Origin of the sequence: Methylophaga thalassica MP (genome assembly GCF_000214595.1) — a bacterium.
GTDB lineage: Bacteria > Pseudomonadota > Gammaproteobacteria > Nitrosococcales > Methylophagaceae > Methylophaga > Methylophaga thalassica.
On record NZ_AFIG01000001.1, the window covers coordinates 2,215,332 to 2,230,572 of the forward strand.

General features: G+C 45.4%; 15 protein-coding genes and 1 other RNA gene. 4 read left to right on the forward strand and 12 right to left on the reverse strand.

Going from position 1 to position 15,241, the window contains the following annotated elements; genetic code table 11:
• Positions 1-6: 6 nt before the first annotated feature.
• The 9 genes from mraY to rsmI form a co-directional block, all read right to left on the reverse strand.
• Positions 7-1,089, reverse strand: coding sequence for a phospho-N-acetylmuramoyl-pentapeptide-transferase (mraY, locus tag MAMP_RS10455; RefSeq protein WP_007146008.1), 1,083 nt, complete (start codon positions 1,087-1,089; stop codon positions 7-9).
• Complete coding sequence (locus MAMP_RS10460) at positions 1,089-2,441, reverse strand: UDP-N-acetylmuramoyl-tripeptide--D-alanyl-D-alanine ligase (RefSeq protein ID WP_007146009.1); 1,353 nt, start codon at positions 2,439-2,441, stop codon at positions 1,089-1,091. Before MAMP_RS10460 ends, mraY begins: the two co-directional genes overlap by 1 nt.
• Positions 2,441-3,985, reverse strand: a complete 1,545-nt coding sequence (locus MAMP_RS10465; RefSeq protein WP_007146010.1) for a UDP-N-acetylmuramoyl-L-alanyl-D-glutamate--2,6-diaminopimelate ligase — start codon at positions 3,983-3,985, stop codon at positions 2,441-2,443. Before MAMP_RS10465 ends, MAMP_RS10460 begins: the two co-directional genes overlap by 1 nt.
• Positions 3,982-5,685 (reverse strand): peptidoglycan D,D-transpeptidase FtsI family protein, encoded by a 1,704-nt coding sequence (locus tag MAMP_RS10470; RefSeq protein WP_007146011.1) that lies wholly within the window; start codon positions 5,683-5,685, stop codon positions 3,982-3,984. The genes MAMP_RS10465 and MAMP_RS10470 overlap by 4 nt, the downstream gene beginning before the upstream one ends.
• Positions 5,682-5,975, reverse strand: coding sequence for a cell division protein FtsL (gene ftsL / locus MAMP_RS10475; protein WP_007146012.1), 294 nt, complete (start codon positions 5,973-5,975; stop codon positions 5,682-5,684). Before ftsL ends, MAMP_RS10470 begins: the two co-directional genes overlap by 4 nt.
• Positions 5,972-6,910 (reverse strand): 16S rRNA (cytosine(1402)-N(4))-methyltransferase RsmH, encoded by a 939-nt coding sequence (gene rsmH, locus MAMP_RS10480; protein ID WP_007146013.1) that lies wholly within the window; start codon positions 6,908-6,910, stop codon positions 5,972-5,974. Before rsmH ends, ftsL begins: the two co-directional genes overlap by 4 nt.
• Positions 6,911-6,920: 10 nt before the next feature.
• Positions 6,921-7,361 (reverse strand): division/cell wall cluster transcriptional repressor MraZ, encoded by a 441-nt coding sequence (gene mraZ / locus MAMP_RS10485; RefSeq protein ID WP_007146014.1) that lies wholly within the window; start codon positions 7,359-7,361, stop codon positions 6,921-6,923.
• Positions 7,362-7,682: 321 nt separating this feature from the next.
• Positions 7,683-8,036: RNase P RNA component class A (gene rnpB, locus MAMP_RS15720), an RNA gene on the reverse strand.
• A gap of 21 nt (positions 8,037-8,057) precedes the next feature.
• Positions 8,058-8,909, reverse strand: coding sequence for a 16S rRNA (cytidine(1402)-2'-O)-methyltransferase (gene rsmI / locus MAMP_RS10490; RefSeq protein ID WP_007146015.1), 852 nt, complete (start codon positions 8,907-8,909; stop codon positions 8,058-8,060).
• A gap of 91 nt (positions 8,910-9,000) precedes the next feature.
• On the opposite strand from rsmI, the gene MAMP_RS10495 reads away from it, so the two are divergent.
• The 3 genes from MAMP_RS10495 to MAMP_RS10505 are packed head-to-tail and all read left to right on the forward strand — an operon-like array spanning position 9,001 to position 11,848.
• A complete protein-coding gene (locus MAMP_RS10495) occupies positions 9,001-10,854 on the forward strand; it encodes a penicillin-binding protein activator (RefSeq protein WP_007146016.1) in 1,854 nt (617 codons plus the stop codon).
• A gap of 2 nt (positions 10,855-10,856) precedes the next feature.
• Complete coding sequence (locus tag MAMP_RS10500) at positions 10,857-11,216, forward strand: YraN family protein (protein WP_007146017.1); 360 nt, start codon at positions 10,857-10,859, stop codon at positions 11,214-11,216.
• A 44-nt stretch (positions 11,217-11,260) separates the two neighbouring features.
• A complete protein-coding gene (locus tag MAMP_RS10505; RefSeq protein ID WP_007146018.1) occupies positions 11,261-11,848 on the forward strand; it encodes a BON domain-containing protein in 588 nt (195 codons plus the stop codon).
• Positions 11,849-11,903: 55 nt separating this feature from the next.
• On the opposite strand, the gene hemJ is transcribed toward MAMP_RS10505, so the two are convergent.
• Positions 11,904-12,329, reverse strand: coding sequence for a protoporphyrinogen oxidase HemJ (gene hemJ / locus MAMP_RS10510; protein WP_007146019.1), 426 nt, complete (start codon positions 12,327-12,329; stop codon positions 11,904-11,906).
• A 57-nt stretch (positions 12,330-12,386) separates the two neighbouring features.
• On the opposite strand from hemJ, the gene MAMP_RS10515 reads away from it, so the two are divergent.
• Positions 12,387-12,770 (forward strand): PilZ domain-containing protein, encoded by a 384-nt coding sequence (locus MAMP_RS10515; protein ID WP_007146020.1) that lies wholly within the window; start codon positions 12,387-12,389, stop codon positions 12,768-12,770.
• Here MAMP_RS10515 and radA read toward each other — a convergent pair.
• Both radA and alr read right to left on the reverse strand, forming a co-directional pair.
• The gene (gene radA, locus MAMP_RS10520; RefSeq protein ID WP_007146021.1) at positions 12,767-14,161 is read right to left on the reverse strand and encodes a DNA repair protein RadA; all 1,395 of its coding nucleotides are present in this window, start codon (positions 14,159-14,161) and stop codon (positions 12,767-12,769) included. The genes MAMP_RS10515 and radA overlap by 4 nt on opposite strands.
• Complete coding sequence (alr, locus tag MAMP_RS10525; protein ID WP_007146022.1) at positions 14,154-15,239, reverse strand: alanine racemase; 1,086 nt, start codon at positions 15,237-15,239, stop codon at positions 14,154-14,156. The genes radA and alr overlap by 8 nt, the downstream gene beginning before the upstream one ends.
• Positions 15,240-15,241 lie beyond the last annotated feature (2 nt).

Below are 15,241 nucleotides of genomic sequence, written 5' to 3' on the forward strand. Positions count from 1 at the left end.
CGTATGTCATCGTATTTTCAACGTCGCTAAACCAATCAACACCAGGAACACAGTGACAATCCAAAACCGCACAATAATGCGAGGTTCCGGCCAGCCTTTCAGTTCATAGTGATGATGAATCGGTGCCATAAGAAAAACGCGTTTACCACGTAATTTGTATGAGCCCACTTGAATCATTACTGACAGTGTTTCAATAACAAACACACCGCCCATGATGAGTAAAACCAACTCTTGTCTGACCAATACAGCAACCGTGCCTAATGCCGCGCCAAGTGCTAAAGCACCGACATCGCCCATAAAAACTTGTGCTGGATAAGTGTTAAACCAGAGAAAACCAAGCCCGGCGCCCACCATTGCCGCACAAAAGACAACAAGTTCGCCCGCACTTGGGATAAAAGGAATTTGCAGGTAGGTGGCAAACTCAAAATGGCCCCCGACATAACTAAACAGACCCAGCGCAGCTGCTACCATCACTGTCGGCATAATCGCTAGACCATCTAAACCATCAGTTAAATTCACCGCATTACTACTGCCAACGATCACTAAATAAGTCAGCAGCATGTACCAGCCACCCAGTGGAATAACAATCTCTTTCACAAACGGTACGATGAGTTGCGTTTCAGCCGGCACGGTGGTCGTCATATATAAAAATACGGCAGCACCGCCACCAAACACAGACTGCCAGAAGTATTTGTAGCGACTGATTAAACCACGTGGATCCTGACGGACTAATTTGATGTAATCGTCAACAAAACCAATCAATCCAAAAGCCAGAGTAATAACCAGTACAACCCAGATGTAGCGATTGGATAAATCAGCCCACAGTAAGGTACTCACAGCAATAGCGACCAGAATCAGTGCACCACCCATCGTAGGTGTACCCTTCTTGCTGAAGTGTGATTCAGGACCATCTTGTCTAACCACCTGACCAATCTGTCTGAAACTCAAGTGGCGAATCATGGTTGGGCCAATAATCAAGGCAATCCCAAGCGCTGTCATCACCCCGAGAATGGCTCTTAAGGTCAGGTATTGGAAAACACTAAACCCACTGTAGAACTGGCTTAGGTAATCACTTAATAACAACAGCATTACTGTGCCTCCGCTACCAGCGCATCGGCCAGTTTGTCGAGTTGCATAAAGCGTGATCCTTTAATCAAACAAGTCACATCTGCAGTTAGTGTGTTTTGCAAAAGCTGTTGCAATGTTTGTACATCCTCAAAATGAATAGCGTTATCACCAAACGCGGCTGCCGACAGTTGGCTTTTTTCTCCGACCGTAAATAATGTCGTCACACCAGCAGATTTCGCTTGTAATCCCATGGTTTGATGGATGGCATCAGCCTCATCACCCAACTCACCAAAATCACCGAGTACCAGCCAACGCGGCTCTTGAAATCCAGCTAAGGTTTCTAAGGCCCGGAGATATGAGCCGGGATTAGCATTGTAGGTATCATCAATTAAACGGCTCTCTGACAGGCCTTTGCGCATTTGTAGTCGATGGGGCACTGCTTGTATTTTGTTCAGTCCACGCACCATGGCATCAACCGGAATATCAAGGGCAACGCTCACAGCGATGGCTGCCAATGCATTGCTGACGTTATGCAATCCCGGCAGAGGTAAAGTCATGTGATGGTTAACACCGTCGATATGCACCAAAAAATGACTAGAAGCGGGTTCTGGCTGAATATATTCAGCATAAATATCAGCATTATTTTGCAAAGCAAATCGAATAGTTTTTCTATCAGCAATTAGAGGTTGCCAGATGGAGTCATAAGGCATATCAGCATTCACTACTGCTACACCGCTTTGCTTCAAGCCTTCATAGATACTGCCTTTTTCTCTGGCAATACCTTCTTCACTGCCTAATCCTTCCAAATGTGCTGCAGCAATATTATTGATAACTGACACATCAGGTGACACGATGCTCATCAGATAAGCTATTTCACCAGGATGATTGGTGCCCATCTCGATCACAGCATAATCATCATTTTTGTCGATTCGACAAACGGTTAACGGTACACCCAGATCATTATTCAAATTACCCTGTGTTGCCGATACCGTGCCCACATCTGCCAAAATAGCTTTAACCATTTCTTTCAAACTGGTTTTGCCATTACTGCCTGTGATAGCAACCACTTTTGCTTTGCATTCAGCTAGCCATGCTCGTGCTATCTGCCCAAATGCGACACGCACATCATCGACCTTGATCTGTGGTAATTCATCATCCTGATATTCACTGACTAATGCTGCAACAGCGCCACTTTCTCTGGCTTTAGCAATATATTCGTGACCATCAACATGTTCACCTTTAAAGGCAATAAACAAATCACCCGGCGTTACCTTGCGAGAATCAATCACCGCACCGGTGACGGTAACATCAACGATAGGCATATCGGCTGAGACGATTTCAGCAATCTGTTTAAGTGGCAGTTGCAGTCCCATTAATGTCCTCCCACCACGTTTTTAATGCCATTTGCCTGAGCGTCAAATACAGCTGTCACTACCGCCGCGTCACTGAATGGATAACGCACATGATTGATTTCCTGATAGGACTCATGGCCTTTACCCGCCACTAAGACAATATCTTTTGCCTCGGCATGATTTATCGCATAAGTAATCGCTAATTTACGATCAAGTTCGACACGAATTTTTTGAGGCTCATCACAGCCAGCCAGAATGTCTTCGATAATGAGCAAATGATCTTCTGTACGGGGATTATCATCTGTGACGATGACCTGATCAGCCTCACGTTCAGCGACTTTACCCATAAGTGGGCGCTTACCTCTATCGCGGTCACCACCACAGCCAAACACACACCAAAGCTGACCCGCATCAGGCAAATGTACCTGCAATGTTCTTAATGCCTGATGTAAAGCATCTGGCGTGTGGGCATAGTCAATGACAACGGTGGGCTGACCTGCCTGAGTATAGGTTTGCATACGACCACTTACCGCCTGACACTGATTAATCGCATCACGACATTGTTCTGTATTCAGTCCCAGTGCAGTTAATACCCCGATTGCCGCCAGAATATTATCGACATTAAACTCACCTAAAACGGGTAACTTGACCGCTACAGACTTGTCATTGACCCGGGCATCAAACGCCACACCGTCACGTTTGTATGAAATGTGTTCAGCACGAATATTGACCTGGCTTTCAGCATCACCGTAAGTTAACAACGTAACGTTTTTTCTGAGTTTTGAGATGACATCGGTACCAAAAGCATCATCCGCATTAATAACAGCATATTGCACACTATCCATGTCGAATAAGCGTTTTTTTGCCGCGGCATAATTAGCCATAGTCTTATGGTAATCAAGATGATCACGACTGAGGTTGGTCAGTACAGCAATATCAATTTCGACACTGTTTAAACGGCCTTGTGCAAGCGCATGTGATGAGGCTTCCAATGCTACATAGTCACAGCCTTCACGTTGGAATCTTGCCAGTAGTTTTTGCATGGTGACCGGATCAGGCGTAGTCATACCAGTCATTTCCAGATCACATAGACGCCCCGCTCCCATAGTGCCGATAACACCGCAAGGTTTATTCATCGATTCGAGTGCCTGAGCAATAAACTGACTTACGGATGTTTTACCATTGGTGCCGGTTACGGCAATCACTGTCATATCTGCCGACGGATGACCATAAAAACGGGCTGCAATGAACCCAGCTTTTTCAGCTAGATTGTCGACAGAGTAAGCAATCACCACGGCTGCATTGAGCATCTCCAGCTCAGTCTCAGTGAGAGGTTGCAGCTCATCAATCAATACCGCAAAAATATCTTTTTCCAGAGCCTGTCGAAGATGCTTTTCTCTGTCGACCGTATTTTTAGCCAGGGCTAAAAATAAACCACCCGCAGCAACTCTTCGGCTGTCCATACTGATGTCCGTCAAAGAACATTCTTGTAGGGCCGATTTGTCGACGACAACATCACTAAGTAATGCCATCAATGATTGAGGTTTTACGATTGAAGTCATCATTTGTGAGCCACCTGCATCTGGGTCATCGGTAAATCATCAGGGGGAATATTTAGCAAACGCATTGCCCCAGTCATCACTTCTGCAAACACAGGCGCAGCAACTGCGCCACCGTAATATTCGCCTTGAGGCTCATCAATCATCACCACCATCGCCAGTCGAGGCGCCGAGGCAGGAATAATGCCCGCAAAGACAGATTGATAACGTTTATCGGCGTAACCACCGCTAATCGCTTTTTTCGCTGTACCGGTTTTACCAGCCACATGATAATTGGCTACCGCTGCCCGCGTCGCTGTACCACCTGGCTCAATGACTTTCACCATCATCTGCACCACTTCATGCATGATATCTGCTGAAAATTCTCGACGGCCTTGTGGTACTTTATCTGTTTTGATAAACGTCACTGGCTTGAGAATGCCGCCATCAGCTAACACGGTATAGGCTCTAGCGAGCTGCATAGCGCTGGTTGATAGGCCGTAGCCATACCCCATAGTGGCGATATCCAGCGTGCGCCATGATTGTGGATCAGGCATGGTCCCCATTGCTTCGCCCGGGAAGTAAGCACCCGTCGCTTCACCTAAACCAAAACTGGCAAAGTCATGCCATAACTTATCCGGATCGAGTGCCAGGGCTATTTTACTGGCGCCAACATTGCTCGACTTCTGGATAAGCGTCGCTAAATCAATTTCGCCATAATCACGAAAATCCCTGATGGGATGACCACTGACTCGGTAATAACCGGGATGTGTATTAATAATCGTTGTGGTATCAAACTGACCGGACTTGATACCACTGGTAACCGTGAAGGGTTTGACAGTCGACCCAGGTTCGAATAAATCGGTGACGGCACGGTTTCTTAAATCACTCGGTTTTAACCCCGCTCGATTATTGGGGTTATAAGATGGCTGATTTGCCATTGCCAATACTTCACCGGTATGCGTATCCAAAATAACTGCCGTACCCGATTTGGCATGGTGTTCGGTAACCGCTTTTTTCAGTGCCTGATAGGTTAAATACTGTAATCTCAGATCGATGCTTAACTGAACGTTTTCACCTGATTTTGCAGGATGAATCAGCTCCCCACCTTCTACATAGTTACCACGGCTGTCACGCACCATACGTTTCAGGCCTGGACGACCAGTTAAAACCGCATCATAAGTCAGCTCAAGACCTTCCTGACCGATATCATCAACATTGGTAAATCCGACAATATGAGAAGCAACTTCACCAGCTGGATAATAACGTTTGTATTCACGTTGAAGTGCTACGCCCTGAATACCTATCTCTTTGACCTTGGCTGACAGCTCAGGTGTAATACGACGTTTCAAATAAACGAATTCACGCGATTGATTCTGTTCAATCTTTTCTCTGATAGTTTGTGTCGATAAACCAAGTAACTGCGCCAGTTTAGGTAAACGAGGATCAGTAGCAAGCACATCCTGAGGATTCAACCAAACAGAATGCACAGGTGTACTAATTGCTAAAGGCTCGCCATGGCGATCCAAAATCATTCCGCGGTGAGCAACAACTGGCACTTGACGAAGATGACGTGCATCACCCTGATGACGAAGAAACTCTGGATTAACGACCTGAATATCTGCCAAACGCCAGCATAAACCAGCGACCATCAACACAAACATGATGCGAACAAGATTAAGGCGCCACGCACCCACTGGATGAACTTTTTGACCACGATACTTCATGGTTTAATCACCACAGTCATATCTGATTTAGGTACCACCATACCTAAACGGCTTTTCGCTTCCTGTTCAATCCGGCTTGGACTCGCCCAGGTACTCTCTTCCAGTAGCAGGCGTCCCCACTCTTCATTCAGCGCATCACGTTCTTTTTCTAACCGTTGAAGTTGCACAAATTCGTTCCGGCTCAAATGCTTGGTATAAATCACCGCTACCGCCGACACCAAAACGACAAAAACCATCACAAACAATGGCGTATCAATTTTAATGGTTTCGAGCAGTGCTTTTATATTCATGCCAACTTCTCCGCAATACGAAGTACAGCACTACGCGCACGAGGATTTAAGCGAGTCTCATCTTCTGAGGCTTTAATCGCTTTACCAATCACTTTCAAACGTGGATTTAATTGATCCACGGTAATGGGAAAGTGAGACGGCAAATCATCCCCCCGGGCTTCATCACGGAAGAAACGCTTCACAATTCGATCTTCAAGAGAATGGAAGCTGATGACAGCTAAACGACCGCCCACCGCGAGCACATCCAAAGCTTGCTCTAATGCGGTTGTGAGTTCTTCCAGCTCATTATTGATAAAGATACGAATGGCCTGAAATGTTCTGGTCGCCGGATGCTTGAATTTATCGCGGGAAGGACTCGCTTTGTCGACTAAATCTGCTAACTGTTTAGTCGTGGTAATAGGGTTTTCGTCCCGGGTTTCCACAATCGCTCTGGCGATACGCTTGCCATAACGTTCTTCACCCAAGGTTTTGATGACATCCGCAATCTCATCCATCTCAGCGGTTGCCAGCCACTCAGCTGCACTGATGCCTGCGTCTGGATTCATGCGCATATCCAGTGGACCATCTTTCATAAAGCTGAAACCACGCTCCGCATCATCCAACTGGGGTGAAGAAACGCCGATATCCATCAGAATACCGTCAACACTTCCCTGCCAGAGACGAGAATGCACGGCCGTGCTGAGTTCTGAAAAATTAGCTTGCTCGATAGAGAAACGAGGATCTTCGGCTGCCAGAGCCAAACCGGTTTTAATTGCTTGAGGATCACGATCCAGTCCAAGTAGACGACCGTTATCAGACAGCAATGCCAGAATGGCACGGCTATGACCACCACGACCAAATGTCGCGTCAAGATATTTACCATCTGCCTTTACTGACAAGCCCTGTATGGTCTCGCTTAACAAGACTGGCAGATGTTCCGAGTAGTTCTCAGTCATAATTCCGCCTTTATATCGACAGGCTTTCTAATTCAGCCGGTAAAATCTCGCCAAAATCTTCTTCTAGACATTCATCCATGAGCTCATTCCAAGTTTGCTCATTCCATAATTCAAACTTGTTACCTTGACCAATCATCACCATGCTTTTATCAAGGCCTGCAAACTCACGTAATTTAGCGGGTAATAAAATACGGCCATTGCCATCCATTTCACATTCAGTGGCATAACCGAGAAGCATTCTTTTTAAACGACGTACTTGAGGATTCAAACTGGGTAATGCGGAAAGTTTTTCTTCAACAATTTCCCATTCTGGCAATGGGTACAACTGTAAACAATGATCAGAATGATCGATGGTGATGACTAATCGGCCTTCACAACAGACGTCAAGATGCTTGCGGAACTTGGCTGGAACAGCCATCCGCCCTTTTGCATCCAGATTGAAAGTTGCCACGCCTCGAAACACTGCTCATCCCCAAAAAATACGATCCACTAAGATCCACTTTCCCCCACTTGTCGACACTATAGGAGGGCAAATGGCCGAAGTCAAGCCTGTAAATAAACAAAATCCTCTTTTTATGACAATGACTTAGGGCATTTTCACAAAAGTGGGAGAAAAAGCTTGGAGGTGTTTCTGAAGGAGGTCTTTCTTATCAAAAAACTGGCATGTGAAGTTAAAGTAAATTCTAGAATACTCATCTAAAAGACAAAAAAATAACTGCCAAGACAGGAAAAATGATGCTGTCTATAGCAGTTATTTTGCTTGTTACATATAAGGTTGAGACGACCGATAAGCCGGGTTCTGTCGTGGACAATCATTCATCTGGGACTGATGTCACCATCAGCCTCAAGCAACCTACCCAGGAACAGTACGGGTCGCACATGTCTGCAAGCAGACGTTCCTCTATTTGGTCTTGCTCCAGGTGGGGTTTACCATGCCACTTCTGTTACCAGAAGCGCGGTGCGCTCTTACCGCACCCTTTCACCCTTACCGAATCGCTTCGGCGGTATACTCTCTGTTGCACTGGCCGTGGGCTCGCGCCCCCCAGGTGTTACCTGGCACCTTACCCTATGGAGCCCGGACTTTCCTCACCGATATTACTATCAGTGCGATTGCCAAGTCGTCTCAGTGCGCTATTCTACCTAAATGCTAGTTTTTCTGCTGTAATTTCAACGCTAACTGATAGGCTTCGTTTTTACTGCCACCCGTAATGTTAGCTACCATCGCTGCCGCCTTTTTCACGGGAAGCTCAGTAAGCAGAATTTTTAATAGCCGACTTACCTCTTGCTCATCCGCCGTTGCTTCATTTTGACTACCTTCTATCAACAGTACACACTCACCCCGCTGTTGATTATCATCTGCTTTAACCCAGTCAATTAAGTCGACTAAAGCTCGCGTTTCGATGGTTTCGTGGAGCTTGGTTAATTCACGTGCCAGACAGGCTTGTCGTTGTTCACCGAAGATCAAAACCGCATCTTCCAATGCCGCCAGTAAACGCCGTGGACTTTCATAGAAAATCAATGTTCTGGCATCTGACTTCAGCGACTCCATGACTTGTTTGCGAGCTGATGACTTAGCCGGTAAAAACCCTTCAAAACTAAATCTATCAGAAGCAAGGCCGGAAGCAGATAATGCCGTAATTAATGCACAACATCCGGGAACAGGCGTAACACGAATGCCTGCATCCCTCACTGTTGTGACCAACCGATAACCCGGATCACTAATCAGTGGTGTACCAGCATCACTGATTAATGCTACCGACTCTCCCGCAAGCAAACGTTGGCAAAGGGCGTCGCTTCGCTGTTGTTCATTATGCTCATGCAGAGAAATTGTCGACGTCTGGATAGCATAATGCTGCAATAGGTACTTGCTGTGCCGGGTATCTTCAGCAGCAATCACATCAACGCTTTTTAATACCTCAATCGCTCTGGCTGAAAAATCAGCTAAATTACCAATGGGCGTAGCGACAATGAATAATTGACCTGCTTGGCTTTCGTTCACAGTCTTTCCTTAAAATCTTGAATACAGTGTGGTCGTAATATACGCGAACAGGTAAGATGATGCCTCCTATGACTAATAATAGAATGACCTTATGTTCCTGAAACGCAGCTTCTGGTTATCCGCCATTATCCTCCTGAGCTTGACGGCTTGTCAGCCTGTGCAATCACCGGTCAGCATGACAAAGCCTGCTCAAATTGAAACGGTCGCCTCAGAGTTATCCGGACAATACCAACAGGCAGCGGATGAATATGCCCAACTGGCAACGACAAATGACGGTGCTGAACAAGCGGCATATCAACTGAAAGCAGCTCAAATGTATTGGCAGTCAGGCCAAGTTGAATTAAGCCAAAGTCAACTAGATCAAATCAAACTCAGCTTACTGGATAAAAGCCGACGCTATGATGCCGCGATCCTGGGCGCCAATATCGCATTGTTTAACAGTGAAGGTGAGCGTGCATTAGAAGCTCTCAGTGCTGTGCAGGAAAAAGACTTGTCCGCTCAGAATCTAAAGAATGTTCTAAAGCTTAAGACAGATGCTTATACATTGACTGGAAATTGGCTGGAAAAAGCCAACACCCATTTGAAGCTTGAAAAAATTCTGACAGATCCTGAATCATTGAAAAACAACCGTGAAGCGCTTTGGCAGGCATTAATGCAAATGACGCCACAAGCATTGGATCTGTTTAACCCAGGCTATCCACCCGCCGAAGATAGTGGTTGGTTTGCCCTTGCCTACAACATTAAAGCGTATCAGGATAATCCTGAAGTACTGGCTGTTGCACTTGAAGACTGGAAACGAAGCTACCCCAATCATCCTGCTGATCCAGCGCTGTATCAAAAAACCTTGGCAGCCGGAACGCATATCCCAAAAGATATTGAAAATATTGCCGTCTTACTGCCTAACTCAGGGCCATTTGTAGAAGCGGCTAAAGCGATTAAAGACGCCATTATTGCCGCACAATATGTAAATGGTTCAACGGCCCAACTGCACTTTTACGATATACAAACCGATGCGATCAGCGGGCAAAGTAATGTGTTATCTCAATACGATGCTGCCGTTGCTGATGGCGCCGGCGTGGTTATCGGTCCATTGCAAAAATCATCAGTGGAAACATTAGCAACACACCCAAACTTGAGTGTACCGGTACTGGCTTTGAACCGCACTGATGGGCCTGAGGCTTATAAAAACCTCTATCAGTTTGGACTTGCGCCAGAAGACGAAGCTGCCGCTGCTGCCAATTATGCTAAGCAATTGGGCTACAAACGCAGCATTGTGCTCGCGCCCTATAATGACTGGGGACAACGCATCGCTTCAGCCTTTACCAATCAATGGCGGAAGGATGGTGGCACCACGTTATTAGTCTCAAATTATAATGAAGCTGAAAATGACTTTCGGGAAACACTCATTCCATTAATGGGATTAAATGAAAGTGAGCAACGTTATAAGTCCTTGCAAGGCACATTAGGCCGCTCACTCGACTTCGAACCTCGTCGTCGTGAAGGCGTTGATTTTTTATTTTTAGTCGCTCGCCCACTCAAAGCACGTCAGCTCGTACCACAGCTGAAATATCATCGTTCAGGTCAGTTACCGTTACTGGCAACGTCACATGTTTATAGCGGGCAGTCCGATCCGCAACAAAATATTGATCTGAATGACTTGATTATTTGTGATATTCCATGGGTATTTGAAGAATTAGCCGCAGAAGATCCGGTGTATCAGGCACTGAAAAATCAGTCTCCGGAGAACTTTGCCAGTGCAATCCGACTCTATGCTCTAGGTGTAGATGCTTATAAGTTGATTCCACAACTTAATAAACTAAGTCGAGATCCCACCAGCTCAATGGCAGGCGCTACTGGTACGTTATCTATCAACTCGCAGGGACATGTCATTCGTAAAATGCTGTGGGCAAAATTTGAACAAGGAGAGCTAAAGCTCATTAAATAATTATGTTTGCCAGGGAAAAAGGCCAGCAAATAGAAAAACAGGTTTCCTGCTATCTACAAAAGCATGGTATGCGTCTGATACAACAGAACTATCATTGCCGTGGAGGTGAAATCGATTTAATTATGAAAGAAAAAGATACCTTGGTATTTGTCGAGGTACGGTTTCGGAAGAATGCACGATTTGGTTCAGCACTGGAAAGCGTAAATAGTCAAAAACAGACTAAAATTATTCATACAGCGCAGCACTACATTCAAACAACATCATCACCATATCAGCACTATCGATTTGATGTTGTGGCGGTAACACCTGCTGACTCATCCATACAGATTGAATGGATAAAAAACGCTTTCCAGCTTAGTTAGCTAAAAAAATGTCAGTACATAGCGTTATTACAAGGAAAATCATTATGCTCAACATCAAAAAAGCAGCTTGGTTAGGCTTAGTTATTCCTGCCGCCACATTGTTTCTTCAAGCATGTGTGCCTGTTGTGGCAACAGGTGCAGCGACAGGCGCATCAGTTGCCTATGATCGTCGTACTACTGGTAGTGTGATTGATGATCAAGGGATCGAATTTAAAGCGTCATACGCCATCTACAACAACAAAGAAATCTATAACCAGAGCCATATTAACGTCACCAGTTATAACGGCGTTGTATTACTTACGGGTGAAACTCCGAGCGAGTCACTAAAACAAAAAGTAACGGCAGAAGTAAAAGCGATTCCTAAAGTCAGACGTATTCATAATGAGTTAGCGATTGCAGCTCCGAGCGCTTTGCCTTCTCGTAGTAGTGATGCCTGGATTACATCTAAAATCAAAGCGAAAATGACCACAGATGAAAATACGGATCCATTCCATGTAAAAGTGGTAACAGAACGTGGTGTAGTTTACCTGATGGGCATGGTGAGTCATGCTGAAGCGGATCAAGCCGTCAATATAGTTAGGAATTCTGCCGGTGTTCAGCGTGTAGTGAAAATTTTTGAATACACTGATTAAGTTAAGCCGTTTCAACAATCTTCAAAAAAAGGGCTCTTTATGAGCCCTTTTTTTATTAAAACGGTTTTACAACAACCAGAATAACAATCGCGATCAAAGCCAGTACTGGCAGCTCATTAAACCAACGGTAAAATGTATGGCTACGCTCATTTTGATCTGCAGCAAATTTCCTTACCATAGATCCGCACATACCATGATAAGCAAAAAGCAGTAATACCAACGTCAGTTTTGCATGCAACCAACCCATTGATGCTATTTGTTCTAGCGGATAATAACACACTAACCAGACACCAAATATGAGAGTCAAAAGTGCACTTGGCGTCATAATGCCACGGTAGAGTTTGCGCTCCATAATTTTAAAGCGCTCTTTACCCGCTTGATCCTCAGTCATCGCATGGTAAACAAACAAACGCGGCAAATAGAACATGGCTGAAAACCATGTCACTACAAAAATGATATGAAATGCCTTCACCCAAAGCATGGTGTATTCCTCATACAAAAACAATGATAGTATCAGTTTATATTCAAGGGGGTATTTATGACCGATTCAACCGCTCAGGATAGACGCCGTTTCAGCCGCATACCTTTTGATGCTGTTGCCCACATCAACACTGAAAATGGTGATTTATTTCTCAATTGCCAAATCATTGATATTTCATTAAAAGGTCTATTAGTTCATAAACCAGGACAGTGGCAATCTGAGATTGGCGATAAATGTCGTCTTGACTTATTACTGGATAATGCCCAAGTCATTATCGAGATGGAAACCGTTATAGCTCATATCGATGATGAACAGATCGGTTTTGACTGCGAACATATCGGTTTGGATAGCATCACACACTTAAAACGCCTGATTGAGCTGAATCTGGGTGATGAAGCCATTCTCCACAGGGAATTATCAGCTCTGATTGATCAGCATTAAGCAGTGATATCCCGAAGTATATTAATCACTTCTGACAACTGTTTTACCGCATGCACCTTCATACCCTTCAAGTCTTTTCGTGGCGCATTTGCTGCTGGCACAATCGCATGAGTAAAACCATGTTTATTTGCATCTTTAATGCGTTCTTCGCCGGCCTGCACAGGTCGAATTTCCCCCGTCAGTCCGACCTCACCAAATAATACCCAGTCTCTGGGTAATGGTTTATTACGCAGGCTGGAAATAATCGCAGCTAATACCGCCAAGTCAGCCCCGGTCTCACTCAGTTTTACACCACCGACAACGTTAATAAATACATCCTGATCATGACAGGTAATTCCACCATGTCGATGCAAAATAGCCAGCAACATGGCTAAGCGATTTTGCTCAAGCCCCACCGTCACCCGTCTTGGGTTTCCGAGAGGACTACTATCAACCAAGGCTTGCACCTCAACTAACATCGGTCGGCTGCCTTCTCGTATCACTGTGACAATGCTGCCTGGCACAGACTCATCTCCCCGAGACAGGAAAATGGCAGATGGATTACTGACTTCTTTAAGTCCTAATTCCGTCATGCCAAACACACCGAGCTCATTCACAGCACCAAAACGGTTTTTAACGGCACGCAGAATTCTGAATCGTGTAGAAGTATCACCTTCAAAATAAAGCACGGTATCAACCATATGTTCAAGCACACGAGGCCCAGCTAATGCTCCTTGCTTAGTGACATGACCTACCAGAATCATTGTCGTGCCACTGGATTTAGCAAAACGAACCAGCTGCGCAGCACTTTCACGTACCTGTGCCACTGTTCCTGGTGCTGATTGTAATAACTCAGTGAATACCGTTTGTATTGAGTCAATCACCATCACTTGTGGTTTACGATTTTTTGCGACCTGAATCATCTGCTCAGCATGGGTTTCGGCTAATAGATCAACCGGTGCCTGTTCCAATTGAAGCCGTTCTGCACGCAAGCGAATTTGCTGTAGAGACTCTTCACCACTGATATAAAGTGGACTAATCCCACTACTGTCAGCCATTGTTGCCATGGCTTGTAGTAATAAGGTGGACTTGCCAATCCCAGGATCGCCACCTATCAAGACAACCGAGCCTGTGACTAAACCACCACCGAGTACTCTGTCGAGTTCTGGCAAGCCCGTAGTCCAACGTACGGCTTGCTCAGAAGTGACTTGTCCCAGTGCCTGAACTTCGCTTTTTTGTTCTCCAGCATAACCAGAATGCTTACTGATTGTAGCTTGTGCGGTAGATGAAGCACTGGAATAGATCTCTTCTTCAAGGCTATTCCATGCCCCGCAATCGGAACAACGTCCCGCCCATTGTGGTGTTTGAGCACCACACTCTTTACAGACATAAACCTTTTTAACTTTAGCCATCTATAACGTCCCTGTTAACACGTTTACTCAACACAGTGACAAGCTCATAAGGGATGGTGCCCGCATATTCAGCCACCTCTTCTACCATTAATTCTGAACGGCCCCATAACAGCACCTCATCGCCGACACTCGCCTTTGAGCAATCGGTCAGATTGATACAAATCGTATCCATGGAAATACGACCTATCACCGGGCAACGTTGGCCCCGAATCACCACTTCAGAACGGTTAGATAAATGCCGGCTATATCCATCACCGTAACCGATACTGGCGACACCAATACGTGAAGCTTGTTTAGCTGACCAGTCACCACCATAACCAACCTGTTCACCAATATTGATGTCATAGACCGAAATCAATTGTGTCGTTAATTGCATGGCTGGCTGTAACTCATGCTCGGCAGCATTCGTATTTGCAAATGGTGAAATACCATACAGCATCAAACCGGGACGCACCCAATCCAAATGCGATTCGGGATACGCCAGCACAGCAGCGGAATTAGACAAACAGACTGGCAAACCGGTTTTGTGTTTGAGGCTTTGCATATGCTCAAGTTGATGTTGATTACGGATATCACCTACGAGATCAGAGTTTGCAAAATGACTCATCAAGCCGAACTCATCGTTCATATTGCCTGATGCTGTTAAACGGCTAAGGGCTGTTTCAATATCCTCTGGTCGAATACCAAGCCGGTGCATGCCACTATCAACCATGATCCAGTTAAAACGCAAAGGCTGAACCAAGGTGATTGAACTCAATAAATCGACTTGAGAACTGAGATGTATCACTGGCGATAGTTCTAACTCTGCTGCAAGCTGAAAATCATCAGCCGTATTAACCCCTTCAAGAATAACGATCGGGAGTGTCACACCATGATGTCGAAGCGAGACCGCCTCTGACAATCGTGCCACAGCAAAAGCATCACTTTGCTTTAAGGCTTCTGCTACGGCTATCACACCATGGCCATAGGCATCGGCTTTAATAACCGACATAACCTTGCTCTTGGGTGCATAGTGTTTTACCCGTGCAAAGTTATGCTGTAAGGCACTAATAGAAATAGTCGCAGTGGGGAAAGTCAATG